The 23,452-nt window shown below is 67.1% G+C and carries 13 protein-coding genes and 1 tRNA gene; 4 read left to right on the forward strand and 10 right to left on the reverse strand.

Going from position 1 to position 23,452, the window contains the following annotated elements; translation table 11 throughout:
- Positions 1–49 precede the first annotated feature (49 nt).
- From recC to recD, 3 genes are read left to right on the forward strand one after another with little or no spacing between them, the layout of a single operon-like run.
- Positions 50–3,478: an exodeoxyribonuclease V subunit gamma gene (gene recC / locus ASG75_RS05290; RefSeq protein ID WP_056386365.1), complete on the forward strand. Its 3,429-nt coding sequence runs from the start codon at positions 50–52 to the stop codon at positions 3,476–3,478.
- Positions 3,475–7,050, forward strand: a complete 3,576-nt coding sequence (locus ASG75_RS05295) for a UvrD-helicase domain-containing protein (protein ID WP_056386367.1) — start codon at positions 3,475–3,477, stop codon at positions 7,048–7,050. The genes recC and ASG75_RS05295 overlap by 4 nt, the downstream gene beginning before the upstream one ends.
- Positions 7,047–8,921 (forward strand): exodeoxyribonuclease V subunit alpha, encoded by a 1,875-nt coding sequence (gene recD, locus ASG75_RS05300; RefSeq protein ID WP_056386369.1) that lies wholly within the window; start codon positions 7,047–7,049, stop codon positions 8,919–8,921. Before ASG75_RS05295 ends, recD begins: the two co-directional genes overlap by 4 nt.
- 118 nt (positions 8,922–9,039) lie before the next feature.
- Here recD and ASG75_RS05305 read toward each other — a convergent pair whose 3' ends face one another.
- The 7 genes from ASG75_RS05305 to ASG75_RS05335 form a co-directional block, all read right to left on the reverse strand.
- Positions 9,040–9,501, reverse strand: coding sequence for a type IV pilin protein (locus tag ASG75_RS05305; protein WP_082547495.1), 462 nt, complete (start codon positions 9,499–9,501; stop codon positions 9,040–9,042).
- A gap of 12 nt (positions 9,502–9,513) precedes the next feature.
- Entirely contained in the window at positions 9,514–13,317 is a 3,804-nt protein-coding gene (locus ASG75_RS05310) for a PilC/PilY family type IV pilus protein (RefSeq protein WP_056386371.1), read from the reverse strand.
- Positions 13,318–13,388: 71 nt separating this feature from the next.
- Positions 13,389–13,922, reverse strand: a complete 534-nt coding sequence (locus ASG75_RS05315; RefSeq protein WP_056386373.1) for a PilX N-terminal domain-containing pilus assembly protein — start codon at positions 13,920–13,922, stop codon at positions 13,389–13,391.
- A 94-nt stretch (positions 13,923–14,016) separates the two neighbouring features.
- Complete coding sequence (locus ASG75_RS05320; RefSeq protein ID WP_157616897.1) at positions 14,017–15,057, reverse strand: prepilin-type N-terminal cleavage/methylation domain-containing protein; 1,041 nt, start codon at positions 15,055–15,057, stop codon at positions 14,017–14,019.
- A gap of 11 nt (positions 15,058–15,068) precedes the next feature.
- Complete coding sequence (pilV, locus tag ASG75_RS05325; protein WP_082547497.1) at positions 15,069–15,602, reverse strand: type IV pilus modification protein PilV; 534 nt, start codon at positions 15,600–15,602, stop codon at positions 15,069–15,071.
- On the reverse strand, positions 15,599–16,237 hold the full coding sequence (locus ASG75_RS05330) for a GspH/FimT family pseudopilin (RefSeq protein ID WP_056386374.1): 639 nt from the start codon (positions 16,235–16,237) through the stop codon (positions 15,599–15,601). Before ASG75_RS05330 ends, pilV begins: the two co-directional genes overlap by 4 nt.
- Positions 16,238–16,416: 179 nt before the next feature.
- On the reverse strand, positions 16,417–18,282 hold the full coding sequence (locus ASG75_RS05335; RefSeq protein WP_235580147.1) for a GGDEF domain-containing protein: 1,866 nt from the start codon (positions 18,280–18,282) through the stop codon (positions 16,417–16,419).
- 271 nt (positions 18,283–18,553) lie between these two features.
- Here ASG75_RS05335 and ASG75_RS05340 point away from each other — a divergent pair.
- A tRNA-Thr gene (locus ASG75_RS05340) sits at positions 18,554–18,629 on the forward strand.
- Positions 18,630–18,781: 152 nt separating this feature from the next.
- Here ASG75_RS05340 and ispH read toward each other — a convergent pair.
- The 3 genes from ispH to ileS form a co-directional block, all read right to left on the reverse strand.
- Positions 18,782–19,744 carry a 4-hydroxy-3-methylbut-2-enyl diphosphate reductase gene (gene ispH / locus ASG75_RS05345; protein ID WP_056386377.1) on the reverse strand — a complete coding sequence of 321 codons (963 nt, stop codon included), beginning with the start codon at positions 19,742–19,744 and terminating at the stop codon, positions 18,782–18,784.
- Between the two features lie 105 nt (positions 19,745–19,849).
- A complete protein-coding gene (lspA, locus tag ASG75_RS05350) occupies positions 19,850–20,350 on the reverse strand; it encodes a signal peptidase II (protein WP_056386378.1) in 501 nt (166 codons plus the stop codon).
- 140 nt (positions 20,351–20,490) lie between these two features.
- Entirely contained in the window at positions 20,491–23,352 is a 2,862-nt protein-coding gene (ileS, locus tag ASG75_RS05355) for an isoleucine--tRNA ligase (protein ID WP_056386380.1), read from the reverse strand.
- Between the last annotated feature and the right edge of the window lie 100 nt (positions 23,353–23,452).

Raw genomic sequence — 23,452 nt, forward strand, 5'->3', positions numbered from 1 at the left:
AGCCGCGGCTCGCTATGCTGTACGCATTGCGTCATCAGGGCAGGAAGGGATGAAGGAAAACCCAGGCGGGCTGATCGTCCATCGCGGCAGCCGCACCGAACGGCTGGCCGATACACTGGCGCTGCAGCTGGAAGCGCAGCGGCCGGCCAATCCGCTGGCCGCGCAGACCGTGGTGGTGGCGCACCCGGGGTTGCAGCGCTGGCTGCTCGGCCGCCTGGCGCAGCGTCGTGGTCCGCAAGGCGGGCACGGCATCGCCGCCAACGTCGAGATGATCCTGCCGTGGCAGTGGTTCGAGCGCTGCGCGCGCCGCATGCTGGGCGACGAGGCACTGATCGGCGGCGCGTATCGGCACGAAGTGCTGCGCTGGCGCCTGCTGCAGGTGTTGTCCACGTCGAACGCGGCGGAAGTCCGCGCCTACCTGGCCGGCGACGATGCCGCGCGGCGCAGTTTCCAGCTGGCCGAGCACCTCGCCGGCCTGTACACCCAGTACCTGATCTACCGGCCGGACTGGATCCTCGACTGGGAACAGCATCCGGCCCGCCACGACGGCGACTGGCAGGCGACGCTGTGGCATCGGCTGCGAACCTCGATCCAGCGTCCGCACCGCGCGCAGCGCAGCGCCGCCCTGCTCGATGCGCTGCGTACCGGCAACGACCTGGCCAGCGACCCGCCGCTGCATGTGTTCGGCGTCAGCCATCTGCCGCCCGACGTGCTGGCAGCACTGCAGGCGACCGCGCTGCACACGCCGGTGCACCTGTATTTTCCCGATCCCTGCCGCGAGCACTGGGTGTATCTGCGCAAGCAGCGCTTCCTGCTTGCCCACGCGGACGATCCCGAAGCGCTGTATTACGAGGTCGGCCATCCGCTGCTGGTGGCGCTCGGCCGCATCGCGCAGGATTTCTGCCTCACCCTGGACGAGTGCGACGCGATCGACGAGCGCGACCCGCTCGACGAAGCCGAGCCGCTCGACGAAGCCACCGCGCTGCTCGCCCGGCTGCAGTCGAGCATCCGCTGCCTGCAGCCGGAACTGGTCGGTGCGCCGATTCGCGAACAACAAGCCAGCGGCGCCAGCCTGCGCGACATCCTGCCCGCGTTGCGCCACGACGCCAGCCTGCGCGTGCACGCCTGCCACACCCGCCTGCGCGAACTGGAAGTGCTGAAGAACAGCCTGCTGCGCTGCCTGGCCGACGACCCTACGCTGCAGCATCGCGACATCGTGGTGATGGCACCGGACATTAGCGCGTACGCCCCCTACCTGGCGGCGGTGTTCGGCGAGCCGGCGCAGTACCGCAGCGATCCGCTGCACATTCCCTGGCACCTGGCCGACGTGGGGCTGGCCCGTGCGCATCCGCTGATGAGCGCGTTTGCGCAGGTGCTGGACCTGGCCGAGAGCCGCTTCACGGTCAGCGAGGTGCTGGACTTCCTCGACGTGCCGGCGGTGGCGCGGCGTTTCGCGATCGACGCCGGCGGCCGCAACGCGCTGGAGCGCTGGTTGCGCCGCGCCCGCGTGGCGTGGGGCCTGGATGCCGCGATGAAGGCCGAGGCCGGCGCGGCGGCGGTCGACACGAATTCGTGGCAGTTCGGCTTCGACCGCATGTATGCCGGGTTGATCGTGGGCCAGGATGCGGATGACGAACTGCTCGACGGCGTCCTGCCGCTGCAGGGCGTCGCCGGCAGCGCGGTGGAAGCGCTGGGCCAGTTTGACCGCCTGCTCGGCGAACTGCGCCAGGCGCGCCACGCCTTCGCCAGCGCGCGCCCGTTGGCCGCGTGGAGCGAATGGCTGCTGGAGCGGATCGACGCGCTGTTTTTCGCCGACCCGCGTGACGACGCCGAGCAGAACGCGCTCGACGCCCTGCGCCGGCTCGTCGCCGGTCTTGCCAGCCAGGCCGCCGAGGCCGACGTCCACGCAGCATTGCCATGGAGCGTGGCGCGCGAGGCGTTGCGCGGTGCGCTCGACGCGGTGCCGGAGCGGCAAGCCTTCCTGCTCGGCGGGGTGACCTTCTGCGGGTTGGTGCCGCAGCGCTCGATCCCGTTCCGCGTGGTCTGCCTGCTCGGCATGAACGAGGGCGAGTTCCCACGCCCCGGCAACGACGCCGGCCTCAACAAAATTCTCAGCCAGCCGCGCCGCGGCGACCGCGACACCCGCAGCGAAGACCGCTACCTGTTCCTGGAAGCGCTGATGTCGGCGCGCGACGTGCTGCACATCAGTTACGTCGGCGAAGGCGTGCGCGACGGCAAGCCGCGCAATCCCGCCGCGCCGCTGGCCGAATTGCTGCAGTTCCTCGACGAGCAGCACGCCATCGCCGACGACGACAAGGCCGAACGGCCATGGCGCATCCGCCACCCACTGCAGCCGTTCGACGCGCGCTACTACGAACGCGACGCCGAAGGCCAACCGCGGCACGATCCGCGGCTGTTCTCGTACGACCCGGCCTTCCTCGCCACGCCCGCGGCGGACGACGGCCAGTGCTTCATCACGCCCGCACCGACCGCCACGAAAGTCCTGCCCACCGGTGGCGAGATCGCGCTGGCCGCACTCAAGCGCTACTGGCGCGACCCCGCCCGGGACGCACTGCTGCGCGGTCACGGCATCAGCCTTCAGGCATTGGACAACGCCGGCTGGCCCGATCGCGAACCGCTGGAGACCGGGCTCGACCGCATCGAGCGCGTCGATCACCGGCTGCTGTTCGAGGCGCTCGCCGCCGGTCATCGCGAATTGCCCGATGAACCGCCCGCCTGGCTGGCCCACTCCGGCATGCTCGCCGGCGGCGCGATCGGCGAGCAGACCTACGCGCAACTGCGCGACTCGCTGCATCCCCTGCTCGACGGTGCGCACAAGCTGTTTGCCGACGGCCGGGCGCAGCCCGTGGCGCAGGCGGTCGACCTGGATCTCGGCGATGGCCTGCGCCTGACCGGCGTGGTCGACCGGGTGTTCCACGGCGTCGACGGCCCCGTGCTGTTCGACGCGCAACCCTCGCGCGCCGCGGGGCTGAAGGACATCCTCGCCTTCTACATCGACTGGGCCGCGTTGCGGCTGACCCACGCCGACGCCGTGCACGGCGAGTACCTGGAGCCCACGTCCAACAACAAGAAATCACGCAGCGCGGGGCTGCTCGTCCCCGTGCTGGCGCAGGATGCCGCGCAACTGCGCCACGGGCTGCGCCGCCTGATCGAGGCGTACCTGTCTGCCGAACAGCAACCGCTGCTGTTCTTCCCGCGCACCGCGCAAGCCTATGCCGCCAGCGCGCCGCAAGACCGCCTCGCCAAGGCCGCCGCCGTCTGGGAAGGCGACGATTTCAACGGCGGCGAACGCGATTACGCACCCGGCTACGCAGCCTTGCTGAGTCGCGGCCTGGATCTTTTCGACGAAGCCGGCTCCGCGCATCGTGCCTTCGTCGCCGCCACCGAACTGGTCTGCGACGTGCTGGACCCTGGACATACGGCATTGATGAAAGTTGCGCAGGACCTCCGATCATGACCGCCGCCGACGCCCTGCCCCCGCTCGACTGGCGCGCCATGCCGCTGCATGGGCGCACCCTGATCGAGGCCAGCGCCGGCACCGGCAAGACCTGGAACATCGGCGTGATCTACCTGCGCCTGCTGCTCGAACGCGAGTTGCGGGTGGAGCAGATCCTGGTGACCACCTTCACCGATGCCGCCGCGCAGGAATTGCGCGAACGCCTGCGCCGGCGCCTGGTCGAGGCCGAGCGGCTGCTCGCATCCGCCTCCCTCGACATGGCCAGCGACGATCCACTGGAAAGCTGGCTGGCCGCACTGTGCCCCGACGAAGACTGCATCCGCCGCGCGCTGCGCCGGATCCAGCTCGCCCGCAGCGACCTCGACCGCGCGCCGGTCTCCACTATCCACGCACTGTGCCAGCGCATCCAGCGCGACTATCCACTGGAAAGCGGCGCCGCCTTCGCCAACGACAAACTGTTCGACGAACAGCAGCTGATGCGCGAATGCGTGGAGGATTTCTGGCGCCGCCGCTATCTCGTCGGCAACGTCGACCCGCGCGAAGCCGAGCTGCTGCTGAAGGACGGTCCCGAAGGCCTGCTGCGTGACCTCGGCGGGCTGGCGAACAGCGCCGACGCACGGATCGAGGCCGGCGGCCTGGCCGAACTCGAACGCCGGCTGGCCGCGCTGCACACGCCCGACAACATCGCCGAACTGCAGCGGCTGGCCGGTGACAAAACCCTCTACGCACCGCGCAAGAGCGCGCTGTCGAACCGGCTCGACAAGATCGCCCGCGCGCTGCAGGACGACGATGAAGAACAGCTGGCTGCCGCACTCGACGACACGTTCGACCCCGACCAGGTACTCGCACAGGAAGCCCCCGCCAGCGCCGGCACGCTCAACGCCCATCCCTTGATCGAGACCCTGCAGGCGCTGCGTCCGCTGCTGCAGTTGCGCACCACCTTCACTCGCGGCGCCGTGCTGGCCGAAGCAGCGCAAACCTGCCGCGAGGAAATGCCGCAGCGCGCGCGCCAGCGCCACGTCATGACGTTCTCGATGCTGATCGACGCGGTGTACCAGCGGCTTTGCGGCGAACAGGCCGACGACGTACTGGCCGACCGCTTGTACGAAGCCTTCCCGGTCGCGCTGATCGACGAATTCCAGGACACCGACCAGCGCCAGTTCGCGATCTTCGAGCGGATCTACCGCGCTCGCGGCACGCTGGTGATGATCGGCGACCCCAAGCAGGCCATCTACAGTTTCCGCGGCGGCGACATCGCCGCCTACCTGCGCGCCAGCGAACAGGCAGGTCAGCGCTTTTCGCTGGGGACCAACCATCGCTCCAGCCGCGCCCTGGTCGAGGCGTTGAACGCGTGGTACGGCCACACCGAAGGTGGCTTCGGCCGGCCGCAGATCCGCTACCAGTCGGTTGCGCCGGCCGGCAAGGCGGACGAAAAACCGTATACCGTCAACGATGAAACCGTGGCGCAACCTCTGGTGATCCATCCGTTTCGCGGCGACGCAGTCGACCGGAAAGGCAACCCGCTGAAGGCACTCGGCGAACTCGAAGCGTTGGCGCTGGACGACTGCGCCAACCGCATCGCCGAGCTGCTCAACGATCCGCGACAACAGATCGGTGGCCAACGCGTGACACCCAGCGACATCGCCGTGCTGCTCACCACCAACAACCAGATCGTGGCGCTGCGCACGCGGCTGGTCGCGCGCGGCGTGCCCTGCGTGGGCAGTGGTCGCGGCAACATCTTCGCCGGCGAGGTCGCGCGCGAGCTGGAGCTGATCCTGTACGCCGTGCTGCACCCCGACGACGACCAGGCCGTGCGCGGCGCGCTGGCCACCGCCCTGCTCGGCGCCACGCTGGAACAATTCCGCACCTGGCAGGATCAACCCGCCGCGTTCGAGCGCGAGCTGGAGCGCTTCGAGACGTGGCGCGATCTGGTCCGCACGCGCGGCGTGCTGGCGCTGATCGAAGCCCTGCTGGCCGCGCGCGCCACCGCCCTGCTGGCGTTGCCCGAGGGCGAACGCGTGCTCACCGACCTGCGTCACCTGGGCGAACTGCTGGCCGCGGAAGAAGCCGCCCGGCAAGGACTGGACGGACTGTACGCGTGGCTGCTCGAAATGCGCCAGGAAGGCAGCGACGGCGACGCCGAGGCGGCTGACGAGCGCCAGTTGCGCATCGAGAGCGATGCGCGCCGGGTGCAACTGCTCACCATCCACGCCAGCAAAGGGCTGGAGTTTCCGATCGTGTTCCTGCCGCTGGTGTGGCGCATCGGCAGCCGCAACGGCAGTTACGCGCCGAAGCTGTTGCGCTACCACGACGCCAGCGGCCGACGCTGCGTCGACCTCGGCTCGGTCGACTTCGTCGAGCATCGCGGCCGGCACTTCCGCGAGGAACTGGAGGAACGCCTGCGCCTGCTCTACGTGGCGCTGACCCGCGCCGTGCACGCGGTGCACGTGTACTGGGTCGACCGCGGTCCGCTGCCCGGCGGCGAGGCGCAAGCATGGGAATGGGCGGCGATCGACCTGCTGATCGGACAGGCCCAGCGGCGGCTGGGGTTGCCCGAAGGCGAGGCTTCGCTCGGCCGGTTGGCCGCAGCTCTGGGCGGCATGCAACTGTCGCCGCCGTTCGCCGAGGTCTTCACCCGCTACCGGGCACCCGTCGAGATAACCGCGCCGCGCGCCACCCAGGCGCCGCTGCCGCAACTGCGGCCGTTCCAATGGCTGCACAGCTTCAGTGGCCTCACCCGCTACGCGGCAGCTGCGGTGGTGATCGACGACGACGGCGCCGAAGAATCCGACCGCGCGGAACCACCCGCCGAAACTGTCGAAGACAGCCGCCTGCTGGCCTTGTACCCGCTGCGCGGCCCGCGCTTCGGCGACGCCGTGCATCACGTGCTGGAACTGGCCCAGCCCGGCCCGGTCTGGCCCGCGCAACGCCAGCTGCTGTACGGCCAGCTGGCCGCGCAGGCGATCAAGGCCAACGGCCTGGCGCCGGACGAAGCGCTGGAGCGCGTGGGCCGGATGATCGACCGCGTGCGCCAGGCCGATCTCGGCGACGGCCTGCGGCTGGTCGATCTGCCCACCGGACAACGCATCACCGAATTCGAATTCCAGTTCCCGGTACAACAGGTGCCGCTGGCGCGGCTGCGCCGGATCTGCGCCGCCCACGGCCACGCCGACGTGGTGCCGGCCAGCCTCGACGCCACCACGCTGAACGGCATGCTGGTCGGCTTCGCCGACCTGATCTGCGCCTGGGACGGCCGTTTCCACGTGCTCGACTACAAGACCAACTGGCTCGGTGCGCACCTGCACGACTACCAGGGCGATTCGCTCGATGCCGCCATGGCCGTGCACCACTATCCGCTGCAGGCACTGCTCTACACCGTGGCGCTGCATCGCTACCTCGGCCAACGAATGGACGGCTATACGGCTGAACACCAACTCGGCGATAGCTGGTACCTGTTCGTGCGTGCCATAGGCCTGGCGCCGGGACTGGGCGTATGGCGACGGCGCTGGCCGGCAGCCTTGATCGAGGCGCTGGACAATGCCTTCGCCGGCATGCAGGAGGCGGCCGCATGAACCCCATGCCCACCGCCGACGAGCGCGCGATCGACCAGACCCTGGCGCAATGGGTCCAGCAGCGCTCCGGCTCGGCCCTGCTCGCCCAGGCCGTGCGCGCAGCCAGTGCCGCCGAAGGCCACGGCCATTCCTGCGCATGGCTGGCCGACCCAGATACCGAAGCCGGTTTCGATACCGAGGCGCTGGCCGCCCTGCGCCGGCACGACTGGGTCGGCGACGGCACCCGCTTCACCCCGTTCGTGCTCGACGCGCAGCACCGCTTCTATCTGTGGCGCAACTGGCAGCACGAAGTGAAGCTCGCCGACGCGATCCTGCAGCGCTGCGCGCAACGCACGCTGCCGATCGCCGCCGACACCTTGACCATCGACCTGGACACACTGTTCGCCGGCATGCCGCCCGGCCCCACCGACGGGCAGCGCGCCGCCGTAGCCGCCGTGCCCGGCGCGCGCTTCTTCGTGCTCACCGGCGGCCCCGGCACCGGCAAGACCACCACCGTCGTCCGCATGCTGCTGATGCTGCTGCATCACGCGCAAGCCTGCGGCCTGCCGGCGCAGCCGTCCATCGCGCTGGCCGCCCCCACCGGCAAGGCCGCGCAGCGCCTGGTGCAGGCCATCGCCAAGGGCAAGGCCGAGTTGCAGGTGGCGTTGGGCGAAGGTCAACAGCCGGCGGGCAATGTCCATTCCACGAATCCGCTTCGACCCAACCTGTCGAATCTGCTGCAGCACATCCCGCATGCCGACGCGCGCACGCTGCATCGCTTGCTCGGCTACCGGCCGATGGACAACAGCTTCAGCCGCGGCCCGCACAATCCGTTGGCCGAGGACATCGTGGTGGTGGACGAGGCATCGATGGTCGACCTGGCGATGATGCGCCAGCTGCTGCAGGCGTTGCGCCCCGAGGCGGTGCTGATCCTGCTCGGCGACCCGGGCCAGCTGGCCTCGGTCGACGCCGGCTCCGTGCTGGCCGACATCGTCGCCGGCACGCCACGCAATCATCTGCCGCCGCCGCTGGCCAACCTGCTCGCGCCGCTGCTGCAACAGGCGCCCGACCTCGCTGCCGACGCCGTCCCGCTGGCCGGCCAGGTACTCACGCTCAGCCACACCTGGCGTGCCGGCAGCGGCCTGCAGCGCGGCGTCGAGGCATTGCGCGATACGCCCGACCCCGCCTGGCTGGATGCTCTGCTGAGTGCACGCAGCGACGGCGACCTGCACCTGCGCCACTGCCCCAATGCCCACGCCTTGCGCGCCTGCGTCGACGGCTGGATCGAACGCCACGCCGAGCTGCTGCAATCGCTGCTGACGCCAACCATCGACGCGGCCGAGGCGCTGCAGCGACTGCGCCAGCTGCAGATCCTGTGCGCGCTGCGCGACGGCCCGTTCGGTGCGCAAGGCCTCAACGACCTGATCGCGCGCCGGCTCGCCGCCCGTTTCGGCATCGACGGCAGCCGCGCCTGGTACCACGGCCGCCCCGTCATCGTCACCCGCAACGACTACGCCCGCGGCCTGTTCAACGGCGACGTCGGCATTGCGCTGGAAGGCGCGGAAGGGTTGCGCGTGTGGTTCGAGCTCAGCGACCGCGACGGCAACGCCGGCCTGCGCAGCTACTCGCCACGCGCCCTGCCCGCCCACGACAGCGCCTGGGCGATCACCATCCACCGCAGCCAGGGCTCGGAATACCACGACGTGGCCGTGCTGCTGCCGCCCGACCCGGACAACCGCGTGCTCACCCGCGAACTGGTCTACACGGCCATCTCGCGCGCCAAGGCCCACGTCGAAATCTGGACTACCGACGACTCGCTGCGCGCCGCGCTGGCGCGGCCGATCCAGCGGCAAGGCGGCCTGCGCGAACGACTGACTCCAGGACCGGTATAACGCCCCAGCTCTTCTCCCTCCCTCGCTTGTCCCTCAAGGGACTTCCTTCGGCCGTAGGGAGGGCTGGGGTGGGATCGCTCTGATCTTCCGCCAACCCCGCGCAGAAGACCTCACGGCATCACCAGCAACCAGCCACACCAGCGGAACCAGTGACATCACGCTTGCCGGTCTGGTCGAGCGAGAGCGTGCCGCACTTGGCGTCACGGGTCAGCTGCGCACCGGTCGGCGTGGCCGTCAGCTTGTACTTCGACACGCTCAGCGATGAGGACGGCAAGTCGTAGCTGTAGTTGGCGCCGGTGCGCTGGGGGCTGGCGCAATCCAACCCCGGCAATGTCGCCGCTTTGTAGCTGAGGTTGGTGGTGTAGTAGCGCTCCATGTAGTTAGCGTGCTCCGACAGGCAGCCCTCCGCCGCCACGCGCTTGGTCTTGGTGATGTAGTTGGTGTACGTGGGCAAGGCGATCGCAGCCAGGATCGCGATGACCGCCACCACGATCATCAACTCGATCAGGGTGAAGCCGGCGCTGCGGCGCATGCGCATGGCCGCCATCGCGCCACTTTCAACCGGTGAGAATCGTTTCATCGTTCCATTCCTTTACTGGCTGATCAGTTCGCGCCACGAGACCCGCTGGATGCTGCCGGTCGAGCCCGATGTAGTGATGCTGCTGTTCGAACCGTTGTCGAAGCTCACCAGCATGCTGCCGCCCACGAAGATCGGGTTGTTGGGCAGCGAACTGAAGCCGATGCCGGCCGCCGGATAACTCTTGCCGCCCACGCTGACCGTGTCGGATGCGTTCACCATGCCGTCGCCGTTGACGTCGAAGAAGTTGTCGGACGGGTTGGTGCCGGTGAACGGGTTGATCGCCATGATCCAACCGCTGCCGGACGGGTTGCACACGTCGGCGGCCTGCGGAATCCGCGTGGTGCCCAGCAGCAGGTTGCCCTGGAACTGGTTGGAGGTCACGATCCGCTCGCCCTGGGCCACGAGGGCGCCGCCCGTGCCGGTCGGCGACAGCAGATCCATATACCAACCCGACTTGCCCGTCATGTCGGACGAGGTCGGCGTGGGCGTCACCGCCCGCGCCGGCGACACCGGCGGCGTCGCGCTGGGGTCGCCAGCAGTTTCCGCCACGATGGCGCGCTGCACGAGGTTGTCGGTGCGGGTCATGGTGGAGGCGATCACCGGACTGTTGGTGGCATTGGTGGTCTGCACGATCAGGCCGTACCAGCTCTGGGTGGCCGTATTGGCGAGGTCGGTCGTGCTCAGGTACTGGCCGGTGCCGAAGAACACCCAGGTGTTGCCGTTCGCCGGATCCTTGCCCACCAGCATGCCGCCGGTGATCGGCTGCAAGTTGCCGCTGCCGTCCTTGGCCACGAACAGCAGGCTGCCGGTGCTGCTCGGCGTGGCGGTGGTCGTACTGCTGCCCGTGTTGAGCGTGAACGACCACACGTTGCCGCGCAGGTCGCCGGCATAGGCCAGCGTGCTGACGCCGGTGCCCGCCGGGTCCATCCACACGCCCGGAGCGGCAAGGCCGCTGTCGGCAGTCGTATCAGTGGTCGCATGCACGTCGAGCGAGCCGGTGCCGAGATCGAACTGCAACAAGGCCGACACGCCTGCTGCGCTGTTGTAGCCGTTGCCTATCAATACCGACCAGGTACTGTCCGCCGTCTGCGCAATCACCGGCTTGCCGGACATCTGACCGATGTAGTTGCTGTTGGTCTTGCCGTCGGCAGCGGAGCGCTCCCACAGAAACTTGATTGCTGCCGGATCGGTGATGTCGAGAGCATAGACCGCCTTGGCCAGGCCGCGACCGGTAGTGCCCACCAGCACGGTTTTCCACGCGCTGCCCATGTAGACATCCGCCACCGTCAGCTCGCCGTCGTTGAAATACTGGTGCGGCGCGCTCGTTGTCGAACCGTAGTCGGGATTCGACAGCTGGCTCAGCCCACTGGCAATGCCGCCGGCAGTGATCACTGCTGCGGGAATATAGGCGAACGCCTCCGCGCCGGTGGCGGCGTTGAACCCGTGCAGCATCCCGTCATTGGCGGCGACATAGATCAGCCCGGCACGCGTAGAAGCGGGACTGGCCGTGAAGGTTCCATTACTGCTGGTCTTGCCGCTGGCAAATTCCAAGTACGTCGAGGATCCCGTGAACGTCTGGTTGGCGAACAGGTTCGGATCGGGTGAACCCACATAGATCGGCTGCGAGTCGACGATGTCGCCCAGCGGCGTGTCGCGGTTGCGGAAACCGCCGCCGTTCTTCTGCTCCTGCGCAGCATCGCCGCGCAGGTAGTTGACCATGTTCGCCCGGGCAGCAGCGGTGCTACCCAGCGCATCGAGTTGTGGAGATGACAGCACCGGCGGCGTGGTGCTGGTGCTGTTCTTGAACGCGACATACTTCGGATTGCTCCCCGTTGCCGTGGCGTTGTAAGTCCAGATGTTCCGGCTGGTCGCCGCCGGCAGCGAGCCTGCCGCAGTCCACGTCGGCGTCGCGGCGATTGCCCCGGTGTTGGGGTCCACCGCCAAGGCTTTCAGGTCGCCCTTCCACTTGGCGGTGTAGTAGTTGGCCTGGTACGCCACCGTGCCGGTTTTCAACTGGGTGGAATTGGCCGCCAGGCTGGCGCCGGTACCCACGCGTTCGGAGGCGCGCTTCAGCGCATCCTTCATGCCGCTGGCGAACGCCTCGGGGCTGGTGGCGGAATAGAAGCCGCCATGGCCGTCGACGGCAGCGTGCGCAAGATCGGCGATATTGTTGATGGAGTTGGATGCCGGCTGCGGCCAGCTGAAATTGGGAACGGCCGTGCCGCCATTGGTCCAGTCGAAAATCTGCTTGACCGTCGTGCCCGCAGGCGAGATGCCGGTCGGCGCGAAGCCCATGCCCAGAGTGAACGTGGTCATGTGCTGCCAGAAAGCCGGGTCTTCCGTGCTGGTCGGCACCTCGTTGGGCGCACTGCTGCGCAAGTCGGTCACCCAGTATTTCATCGCCACGTCGGCAAGCGTGTCCGACGTGCTGTCCGAATACGGCGCGGCAGGCGTGTAGGTATAGGTTTGATTATTGCTGCCGCTCAACGTCGCACTGGTGTTGTCCACATTGCCGATATTGCTTGGCGTATCACCATTCCAGAAACCATCCGTGGTCAGGATGGTATACGACTGCCGGCAAGCCAGTTCGGTCGTGTCGGCCGACGATGTCTGCCAAGGCTGGTTCGTCTGGTAGTACTTGCCGACGGCATCCAGGGACCTGCGCAAGGGTGTGCCGTTATTGGCACTGCTTCCGGCAATCCAATTCCAGAAATTGGCTTTCTGGGTACCGGCCGATCCATCGCCAAAGGGCAGGACCTTCGCTATGTAGTTATCGTTGCTGCCGTACTTGTCGTTCGGTGTCGGCAAGTTGGCGTCGTTATTGCCGTTGATCGAACCGAAGCCGACTCGGAACATGGGGTCGATGGAGGTAAACGAATTCATCAGGCCGCTCTTGGCCATCAGGATGCGCTTGCGGTAATAGGAGAACCAGGTGGCGACGTTCTGCTGTGTCGCCGCGTCGTAGACACAGGTGCCCGCAGGCGCCACCGCGCAATCCGTGGACGACTGGCCCACATAACGCCGCACATAGGTGCCCGCCGTGCTGCCCGGCATGGCGTAGGTGAATAGGTAGGTGTAGGTGGTGTTGCCGGTCTCGCACCAACCCGTGCCTGCGTTGTAGCTGTCGTTCGTGCCGGACTTGCAGCTGGCCGTCGGGACGTAATACCCGTAATACGAAGATTTGCAGAAGCCGCCTTGCACACTCCCGCCGTAAGGGCACGACAGGCTTGGCGCATAAGTGGTGCTGCCTGCCGGAAACGCCGTGTAGTAGGGGAAGGCGTAGTACAGCGAATTCGGGCAAGGATATTGGCCGGATTGCGATCTGTTGTAGTTGTTGTAGTCACACATCCACGGCGACAGGTGCCGCGTCAAATCCACCGTTGTGCTCGTGCTGCTGAACGGGTCGCTGTAGGCGGCGTTCAGTGTCGTCGGCGTTGGATAACTGGAACCGTCGGCTTTCAATGGTGGCGCATAGGTGACGCCCGGGTTGTAATAGGTACCGTTGACATCTGAACTGCGCAACGCATCGGCGCTCTCGTACGTACTCTTGCTCCAGTTCTCGTCGCGTGCCGTAAGGTTGCCGGCCAGGTAGCCGGCATCCGGCATGAAGTCCCACGCCATCGACCCCGAATCGTCCAGCATCAGCACGATGTTGGGCGGCAGTGGTTTCTGGATGATCAGCGGCGCCTGGTCGACGGGAACAGTGGCCAAGGCAGGCGAGAAGGCAACACCCAGCATCCACACGGACAAGCCGGCCGACAGCACCCTGCTGAGAAAGCGGCCGGGCTTGCGATGCAGGCGGGAGATGATGTTCATGGCGGTTCCGCTCCTGGATGGTGCGGCATGGGTCGTCCCATGCGATCTGTCTGTTTGTCTGTGCTTGCCGATCAACGCTGCTTGATCATCGCCTGCAGCATCACCACGGCACGGTCGCCGACCACGGCGGGGTCGCCGCTGCGCGCGGTGATGCGGTAGTACACCGCCGTGGTGGATGTTCCCTGCGCGCCGTAGTTCTGCGAGTTGGCGCTCTGGTTGAAGCCGGTGCTGGAGGTGGTATCCACCCAGTTGCCCATGTTCTCCACCACGTACTGCGGCTGGCCGGTGGCGACACTGCCGACCTTGAACTGCCCCGCCGCGGTACCGGTAGCCACCGTCTGGATCTTGCCGGTCGGGAATTGGGGATCGGTGAACGGATTGCCCAGGCACACCACGCTGGCGGCCTGGCAGTTGCGGGCGATGATGCCGGGGTTGGTGGAAACCAGGGCGGCGGCCGCGCGCATGGCCGCCTCGGCATTCTGGAAGGCGACCTGTCGGTCATACAGGTTGTTTGCCATCTTCTGCTGCATGATGGTGCCACGCACGGCGGCCAGCCCGACCAGCGTGATCACCACCAGCAGGATCAGCGCCACCACCAGCGCCACGCCACGCTGACCGGCACGGCGGGACCGTGGAAAACCGCCTCGGCAGCACGATTGCGTCGCGAACATGAGCGAGGATGCAGAAGCACGGTTCATGTCAGTTCACCCGGTTGCGCACGGTGGTGGTCGCGGTGAAGGTGCGTGTCAGCGGCTTGGCGTCGGTGCCGGCGCGCTGGTCGGCGCTCTGCAGCGTCAAGGTGACTTGCACGGCATCGACCACGGCCCAGTTGGCGATCGAACTGGCGGGCACGAACGCGGCGCTGCCCTTCGCGTGATAGTTGATGGCCATGCCGGTGACGTCGCGCACCATTTCCTGCGCCGGGCCAAGGCCTACGTTTTCCGAAACGGCGGTAGCTATCGCGACCCGATACAGGGAACGGCCCTTGACCGGGTTGTTGCCGATGTACCAGTCGGCGGCACCCAGCTTGGCGATCTGCGAATTGTTGCCGAACTGGTAGAGATTGCCGTTGGTGCTGCTGCAATCACTGGGGTAGCCCAAACCCTTCGAGCAGTTGCCCGGCGTGACCGTATTGCCGGTGTTGTGCACGAAGGTGACGGTGCTGTTGTTGTAGTTGCTGATCTGCACCATCACCGCATGGTCGGGATCGCACACGATGACGATGTCGCCGGATTGCAGATCGGTGGTCTTGTCGTTGAGCTTGAAGTTCGCCGCCGGTTCCTTGTCTTCCGCCACGCTCAGGCCTGCGTCGATGGCGCCAAGCACCTGCAGCGAATCGGTATTGATGACCCGCTGGCCCACGCCGGTACCGAAGACGCTTCCCGTCGCCGGATCACCCTGATTGCCGCTATACCCGCGCAAGGCATTGGCCCAGTTGGCCCACCAGTCGGTGCCGCTGTTGTTGAGCACGTTGGCCATACGGTCACCGTTGTTGCAGGGATTGAGCCCTGCATTGCGGATGTCGCGCGCCATCAGCTCGAACGCGATACGCGAACTGTCTTGCACGTCGCCGAGCGCCTGATTGGTGCGGTAGGTGCGCTGGTTGGCCAGGAACACGCTGGCCACGCCGGCGATCACGATCAGACCCAGCAGCATCGCGATCATCAGCTCGATCAGGGTGAAACCCGCCGGCGGCTTCGCCGACGTGGGCATGCGCCGGGCTGCGCCACGGCTGATCATGGAATGACTGCTCATAGCATGGCCCTGGTGACGACTTGCTGTTGGCTGGTGCCGCCTGCGCCCGCCCTGCTGTCGTCGAACGTGATGGTGACGGTGCAGTCGGCGCTGGCCGTGCCGACGGCCGTGCAGGCGATGCTGCCGGTGGTGCTGGCAACTGCGCCCAGGCTCTTGTTGCCGAGCCCCTGGCTGCACCACTGGTTGAGCTGGACGCTGGCCAGGGAACCACCCGCCGCGGGGCAGGCGCTGGCCGCAATCGGCGTGGACGTGTTGTAGTCGCCGTTGCGGGCACCACCGATATCCGCCCGCATCGCATCCAGGATCGAGTAGCTGGCGACCGTGACCATGCTGCGCGCCATCGCGCTGTTGTTGGTGGAAAGCGACATGGCCTGCAGCGCGGCGATGCCGAGGAAGGCGATGGACAGCACCAGCACGGCCACCAGCACCTCGATCAGTCCGACGCCGGACTGGGCGCGCAAGCAGACGACTTGCCGCGCAGCCCGGTGCGCACCAGCCCGCGACGCGGCCGAAACAGGAAAGTTCATCATGGGCAGGCTCCCGAACTGGAGGTGGACACGAGGATCGAGCCGGCCGTCATCGTGATCACGCGATGATTGTTGGTGCTCATCTGACTGGTGCAGATATCCGCGACCGTGCCGGAATAAGGGCCGGCAACACCGACAGCCTGCCCCAGCCCCTGCCCGCCGAAACGGATCGCCTTCACGTTGCCGGACAGCTGCACGGCCCCCGTAATGCCGACCGTGCCCGTCAGTACCTGGGAAGGCGTGGCACCGGCCAACGCGTAGACCGCACCCGTCTGCGTGGTGCACGCTTTACCCAGATCGTCGGTCGTGGTGTTGACGCTGGCCGAGTTGCTGCATAGCTGGGCATTCGCGTTGCGCTTGACGGCTTCCATCCGCGCCACGTGGATCGCGTTGATGATGTCGTTGGCGGCGGTGTTGAGCTTGTTGGAAAGCGTGAGGCTCTTGAAGCTCGGCACCGCGATCATGATCAGCACCAGGGCCACGGCCATGGTGATCATCAGCTCGACCAGGGTGAAGCCGCGCTCGTGCCGCCGCGCCGCAACGCGTACCGATCCGCACTTCGGCGAGCGACCGCCGGTATTCCCCGGCCTGCGCACTTCGATCAGCGAGACGCCTCGCTGACGCGACAAGACTTGCATGGAATTCTCCCTGATACCCCTGCAGTCACTGTACCTATCGCTCCTGCCCCGGCCAGCCTCCAGCCGACCAGCGGTAGCAATTGCCCGACAAGCGGCTGATGGCGGCGCGGAAAAGGTGATCGGGTTCACGCGCGGCCGACCGGGACGGCTGCGGTCGCATCACGACCATTCCCGGATCGCTACGGAGCCGCCTCGACCCGGTTCCTGCCGTTGTCCTTGGCGTGGTACAGCGCCGCGTCGGCGCGCCGCACCAGGGAGGTCGCCCCCGTATCGGCAGGCTCCAGTTGGGCGACACCGAGGCTGATCGAGAGTTGCAGTTCGACGTCGGCGACCGTCGGCCGCGCGGCAGCCACGCAAGCGCGCAGGCGCTCGGCCACCTGCAAGCCACCGTCGAGATCGGTGTCGGGCAGCACCACCAGGAACTCCTCGCCGCCCATGCGACCGAGCCGATCGAACTGGCGCAGCGCACCCTGGCAGGCGTTGACGATCTGCTCCAGCACCTGATCGCCGGCCGGGTGGCCATGGTTGTCGTTGACGCGCTTGAAGTGGTCGATGTCGAGCATGATCACGGCCAGCCCGCGATGGGCACGACGGGCCTCGTCGACGGCCATGCGCAGCACGTGTTCGATGTGGCGTCGGTTGGAGATGCCGGTCAGCGGATCGGTGAGTGCCAGCCGGTGCAGGCGACGGCTCTGGCGCCATTGCCGCCACGCCAGCCAGAGCATCAGCAACAGCAGCACGCCGGCAAGCAGGATGGCCAGGCGCTGCCAGCTGCGGACGCGCTCCAGCGCGGCCAGTTGCTGCTCCTTGAGCGCCTTGTCGGCGGCCAGCTTGCGGTTCTCCAGCTCGCGCCGCTCGGTGTCGAACTGATAGCTCATCAGCGTGGTGATCTGGGTCTTGGCCATGCGCGCCAGCGCGGCATCGGCCTTCATCTTGAGCCTGAGATCGGCCAGTGCGGCCGCAGGCTTGCCCAACGCCTCCTGGTTCTTCGAGCGCTCCTCGTACAGCTCGGCCAGGTAACGCATGTTGTTGCTGTGCCTGACGTTCGCCTCGGCAACGTCGAACTCGCGCGCAGCCAGCTCGCGCTGACCCAGACCCGCGTGGGCTTCGGCCAACTGCAGGGCCAGCATGTCGGTGTTGGACTTGTCCGAGACGGCCTGAAATTCCCCGGCGGCGCGCTCCAGATACCGCAGTGCCTCGGCGTACTGGTGCCGGGCATTGCTGCTCTCCGCCAATGCCAGCAGGGCAGATCCCACGCTTTGCCGCGAACCGGTTTCACGCGCCAACGCCAGCGCCTGCTGCAGGGGCGCAACGGCGGCCGCGGCATCGCCCCGCTCGGTCGCCAGAAACCCCAGCTGCAGGTTGACCACCATCTGTTCCTGCTTATCCTGCTTGCGCTGCGCAAAGACCATCGACTGCCGCAAGTACTCGCCAGCCTTGTCGTACTCCGCCAATCGCCGGTAGATGGTGGCGATGCTGATGAGATTGGACTGCGCGGCCGTCGTGTTGCCCGCCACTTCATAGAGGCGCTGCGCTTCCAGGAAATCGAACAGGGCCTTCGCCTGCTCGCCCAGCAGCGACTGGGCACTGCCGCGCCAGGTCAGCCCATCGGCGATCAGGCGAGCGTTTTCCAGACGCCGGGCAATCCGGATGCCCTCCTCGTAAGCCGGCAGCGCGTCGCGCTCCGTGGTAACCCGGCCCTGGTAAAGGCCACGGCAAATCTGGAAGTTGGCCTCCGCCTCCAGGTCGCCCGCCTGGCGGGCCTGTTCGATGCCGCTGCCTGCATAGGCGTAACCGCCGTTGGCGTCGTTGTCGAACGCCAGGAAGCAGTACATGTACCCGTACCGGCGCTGCCGATAGGCGTCATCAGGCGGCAGCAGGGCACGCAGGCGATCGAGGGTGTGGTCGACGGACGCCCGGGTGTTGAGGGCTACGTCGCCGTTGTCCAATTGCCGGATGAGCTGGTCGAACGCTGCCGTGTCGCGCACCGATGCCTGCGCTGCCGGTTCGGCATGCGCACACGGCGTCGCCGCCAACAGCAACACCAGCAAACCTGGCAAACCACGAAATAGTCCGGACAACACGCCCCCCAAGAAAGTCGATACAGGCTCTCCATGTCCGGACGGCGCAGGCCATCGTCTCGTTATCGGCCTCGCCTTGAAAAACCTGAAGTATGCACGACCCGCTTGCAGGATCACGGCCCGGCAACGACGCCCTGCGGGTCCGGCGCCACCGTTTCATGGCCGCCTGGCCTTGCCGGCGCCACAACCGTCGCTTGCGCCATCGCGGTGCGCCCCGTAAAATCCTCGGCTCTTTGCCGGAATAGCTCAGTTGGTAGAGCGGCGCATTCGTAATGCGTAGGTCGTAGGTTCGATTCCTATTTCCGGCACCAGTTCATGCAACACCCGAAGCCCCGGAAAGCCACGCTCTCCGGGGCTTTCTGTTGCGCCGACAACACACAGCTTCGCATGGCGGGCACTGCCCGCCGGCCTTTGCTGCGAGATGATGAAGAGCGGTGGACACTGCCCGCCCTGCAAATCCGGGTTACAGACTGGCGGAACCGTTGCTGCCGACCACGCGCAGTTCCTTCGGCAGGGCGAAGGTGATGTTCTCCGGCTTGCCGTCCAGTTCGCGCACGTCGCCGGCACCCCACGACTGCAGGCGGGCGATCACGTCGCGTACCAGTTTCTCCGGCGCGGAGGCGCCGGCGGTGAGGCCGATGCGCTTGACGCCGTCGAGCCAGCTGCGCTCGATGTGTTCGGCACTGTCGATCAGGAACGAGCGCACGCCCTGCTTCTCGGCCAGCTCGCGCAGGCGGTTGGAGTTGGAGCTGTTGACCGAGCCGACCACCAGCATCAGGTCGACCGCGTCGGCGAGTCGGCGCACGGCGTCCTGGCGATTCTGCGTGGCGTAGCAGATGTCGTCCTTGCGCGGCCCCTCGATGTCGGGGAACCTGGCACGCAACGCCTCGATGATCGCCTTGGTGTCGTCCACCGACAGCGTGGTCTGGGTGACGTAGGACAGTTCGTGCGGGAAGGCCGGCGCCAGTGTGGCGACGTTTTCCAGCGATTCGACCAGCAGGATCTCGCCGCTGTTGGCCGGGTTCCACTGCCCCATCGTGCCCTCGACTTCCGGATGGCCGGCGTGGCCGACCAGCACCACGCTGCGGCCGATGCGGCCCAGCCGCGCCACTTCCATGTGCACCTTGGTGACCAGCGGACAGGTGGCGTCGAACACCTTGAGGTGGCGCTGTCCGGCTTCCTCGCGCACCGCCTGCGACACGCCGTGGGCGCTGAAGATCACGGTGGCGCCGTCGGGCACCTCGTGCAGTTCCTCGACGAACACCGCGCCGTTGGCACGCAGCTTGTCGACCACGTAGCGGTTGTGCACCACCTCGTGCCGTACGTAGATCGGCGCACCGTACGACTCCAGCGCGCGCTCGACGATGGCGATGGCGCGATCGACACCGGCGCAGAAGCCGCGGGGGTTGGCGAGCAAAATATCCAAGCTGACCTCGATTCAGAACTCTGTAGGAGGCCGCTCGCGGGCGATGCATCTTCTGATGCGGCGATAAACGCATCGCCCGCGAGCGGGCTCCTACGAAGGTTGCGATTATCGCACGCCGTCCCCGGGCTTGCCGGTGAACAGGCCGAACGCGATCAGCATCACGGCGCCCACGGTGATGCCGCAGTCGGCGATGTTGAACACCGGGTAATTCCACTGGCGAAAGTACACGTGGATGAAATCGGTGACCTGGGCCGCGTGCAGGCGGTCGATCAGGTTGCCGATGGCGCCGCCCACGATCAGCGCCAGCGGCAGGCTGGTGCGCCAGTCGCGCCGCGACGTGCGCGCCAGCCACGTCACCAGCACCGCGCTGATCGCCAGCGCCAGCAGCACGAAGAACCAGCGCTGCCAGCCGGCACCACTGGCCAGGAAACTGAATGCGGCGCCGCTGTTGAACGCCAGCGTCCAGTTCAGGAAACCGGGGATCACCGGATGCGGCACGCCCATCGGCTGCAGCGCATGCACTGCCCACCACTTGCTGAGCTGGTCGAGCACGATGACGGCGGCGGAGAGCCAGAGCCAGGAGAGAGCGTTGGGTTTGGGGTGCATGGGGCCTATCCTGAGCGGAGTATCCAGACCGTTCGCCCTGAGCGTAGCGCAGCGAAGTCGAAGGGCCTTGCGCGCGGCAGGCCCTTCGACTTTGGCCCTGCGGGCCTACGCTCAGGGCGAACGGGTATTTTTTTCGAAGCCTAGAACCAGCGGCGCGTCTCGCCCCGCCCCGCCACGTTCTCCACACAGCGGCTGCACAGCTCCGGGTGCTCCGGGTGGCTGCCCACGTCGTCGCGGCGGTGCCAGCAGCGCACGCACTTGGCGGCGCTGCTGACGTCGGCGCAGACCCAGGCTTCAACACCGTCCAGCTCCACCTTCACCGCATCGTCCGCGCGCGACGTCGATGGTGCCAGGGTGAAGTCGGAGGTGATGAAGAAGAAGCGCAATTCGTCGGCGACTTCAACGTAACGCGACTGGACCGCAGCGTCGGCATGAACCACCAGCTTCGCTTCCAGCGCCGCGCCGATCTGCTCGGCCTTGCGCATGCCTTCGAGCACGCGCGAAACGCTGTCGCGAATCGCCAGCAGGTCGGCCCAGTAACGCCGCTGCTCCGGCGAAGCCTGGGTGGCGGCCAGGCCGTCGTACCAGGTTTCGAACAGCACGCTGTCGCCGCGCTCGCCCGGCATGGCCTGCCAGATTTCCTCGGCGGTGAAGCTGAGGATCGGCGCCAGCCAGCGCACCAGCGCTTCGGCGATGCGGTACATCGCGCCTTGCGCGCTGCGCCGGCCGCGGCTGTCGGTCGGCATGGTGTAGAGCCGGTCCTTGGTGATGTCCAGGTACAGCGCGCCCAGTTCGTTGGTGCAGAAGTTCTGGATGCGCGCCACCACTTCGGGATAGTCGTAGCGCTCGTACGCGGCGGTGACCGCCTGCTGCACGTCGTACGCCTGCTGCACCGCCCACTGGTCCAGCAACAGGCTGTCTTCCACCGGGACCAGATGCTTGGCCGGATCGAAGCCGTCCAGGTTGCCGAGCAGGAACTTCGCGGTGTTGCGGATGCGCCGGTAGGTGTCGGAGACCCGCTTGAGGATCTCGTCGGAGACGGTCATCTCGTTGCGGTAGTCGGCCGAGGCCACCCACAGCCGCAGCACGTCCGCGCCCAGGGTATCCATCACCTTCTGCGGCGCCACCACGTTGCCCAGCGACTTGGACATCTTGCGGCCGTTCGCGTCCACCGCAAAACCGTGGGTGAGCACTTCGTCGTAGGGCGCGCGGCCGTGGATCGCCGCCGAGGTCAGCAGCGACGACTGGAACCAGCCGCGGTGCTGGTCGGAGCCTTCCAGGTACATCACCTTGTAGTGCGACGCCGTGCCCTGCTGCAGTTCCTGGCGCTGGCCGATCACCGCGAAATGCGTCACGCCGGAATCGAACCAGACGTCGAGTACGTCGGTGACTTTCTCGTAGTCGTTCGCATCGGCGCCGAGCAGTTCGGCCGCATCCAGCGTGAACCACGCGTCGATGCCGCCCTGCTCCACTTTTTTCGCGACCTGCTCCAGCAGCGCCACGGAATCCGGGTGCGGCTCCTGCGTGGCCTTGTGCACGAACAGCGCGATCGGCACGCCCCAGGTGCGCTGGCGCGAGATGCACCAGTCCGGACGGCCGGCGACCATGCCGGCGATGCGCTCTTCACCCCAGCTCGGTACCCAATGCACGGACTTGATCGAGGTGAGTGCGGTCTCGCGCAGTGCCTGCTGCTCCATCGAGATGAACCACTGCGGCGTGGTGCGGTAGATCACCGGCGTCTTGTGCCGCCAGCAGTTCGGGTAGCTGTGCTCGATCTTCGCAAACGCCAGCAGTACGCCGCGCTGGCGCAGCAGGTCGACGATGGCGTCGTTCGCCTTCCAGATATGCATGCCGCCCAACGCGAGCGAATCGGCGACCGGCGTGTCGGCACGATAGGTGCCGCGCGGCTCGATGTAGTTGAGCAGGCCGATGCCGTATTCGCGCGCCACCACGAAATCCTCGACGCCGTGGTCGGGCGAGGTATGCACCGCGCCGGTGCCGTCCTCGGCGCTGACGTGCTCGCCGAGGATCACCGGCACTTCGCGCGGGTAGAACGGATGGTGCAGTTGCAGGCCTTCCAGTGCCTTGCCTTCGACATGGCCCAACACGGTCGCCTGCCCGATGCCGTAACGCTGCGCCGCCTTGTCGACCAGTGCGCTGGCGACAACCAGCAGCACGCGCTTGCCGTCGCGCGACGGGCCTTCGATCAACGCGTATTCCAGATCGGCGCCGAGCGACACCGCCTGGCTTTCCGGCAAGGTCCACGGCGTGGTGGTCCAGATCGGGATGGCAGCGATGGCGTCGCCGGCGTCCACGCCAAACTTTGCCAGCAGCGCGTTCGGCTCGACCGCGTCGTACGCCACGTCGACCGCGGGCGAAACCTTGTCGCCGTATTCGATCTCCGCCTCGGCCAGCGCCGAGGCGCAGTCGAAGCACCAGTACACCGGCTTGGCGCCGCGCACCACGTGGCCGTTGGAAACGATGCGCGCCAGTGCGCGCAGCATGTCGGCCTCGAAGTGGAAATCCATCGAGCGATACGGGTGGTCCCAGTCGCCGAGCACGCCGAGCCGCTTGAAGTCGGCGCGCTGGGTATCGACCTGCTCGGTCGCGTACTCGCGGCACTTCTGCCGGAACGCGGCGGCGTCGAGCTTGTCGCCCGGCTTGCCGAATTTCTTCTCCACCGCGATCTCGATCGGCAGCCCGTGGCAGTCCCAGCCCGGCACGTACGGCGCGCGATGGCCGGCCAGCAGCTTGGACTTGACCACCATGTCCTTGAGGATCTTGTTCACCGCGTGGCCGATGTGGATCGGGCCGTTCGCGTACGGCGGACCGTCGTGCAGCACGAACACGCTGTCGCGATCGGCGGTCTTCTGCTGGATCTGCGCGTAGCGATCGACCCGCGCCCACTCCGCCAGCCAGCCCGGCTCACGCTTCGGCAAATCGCCGCGCATGGGGAACGCCGTCTGCGGCAGGTTGATCGTGCTTTTGTAATCGTGGGTCATTGCGTGGATGCCGTCACTGAGGTGTTGCCGCCCGCCAGATGATGGCAGGCAAAGAAGGGAAAGTTAGTCGATTTCGACCCGTGCCGTAATGCCCGTGTCC

The organism is Rhodanobacter sp. Soil772 (assembly GCF_001428385.1).
Lineage (GTDB): Bacteria > Pseudomonadota > Gammaproteobacteria > Xanthomonadales > Rhodanobacteraceae > Rhodanobacter.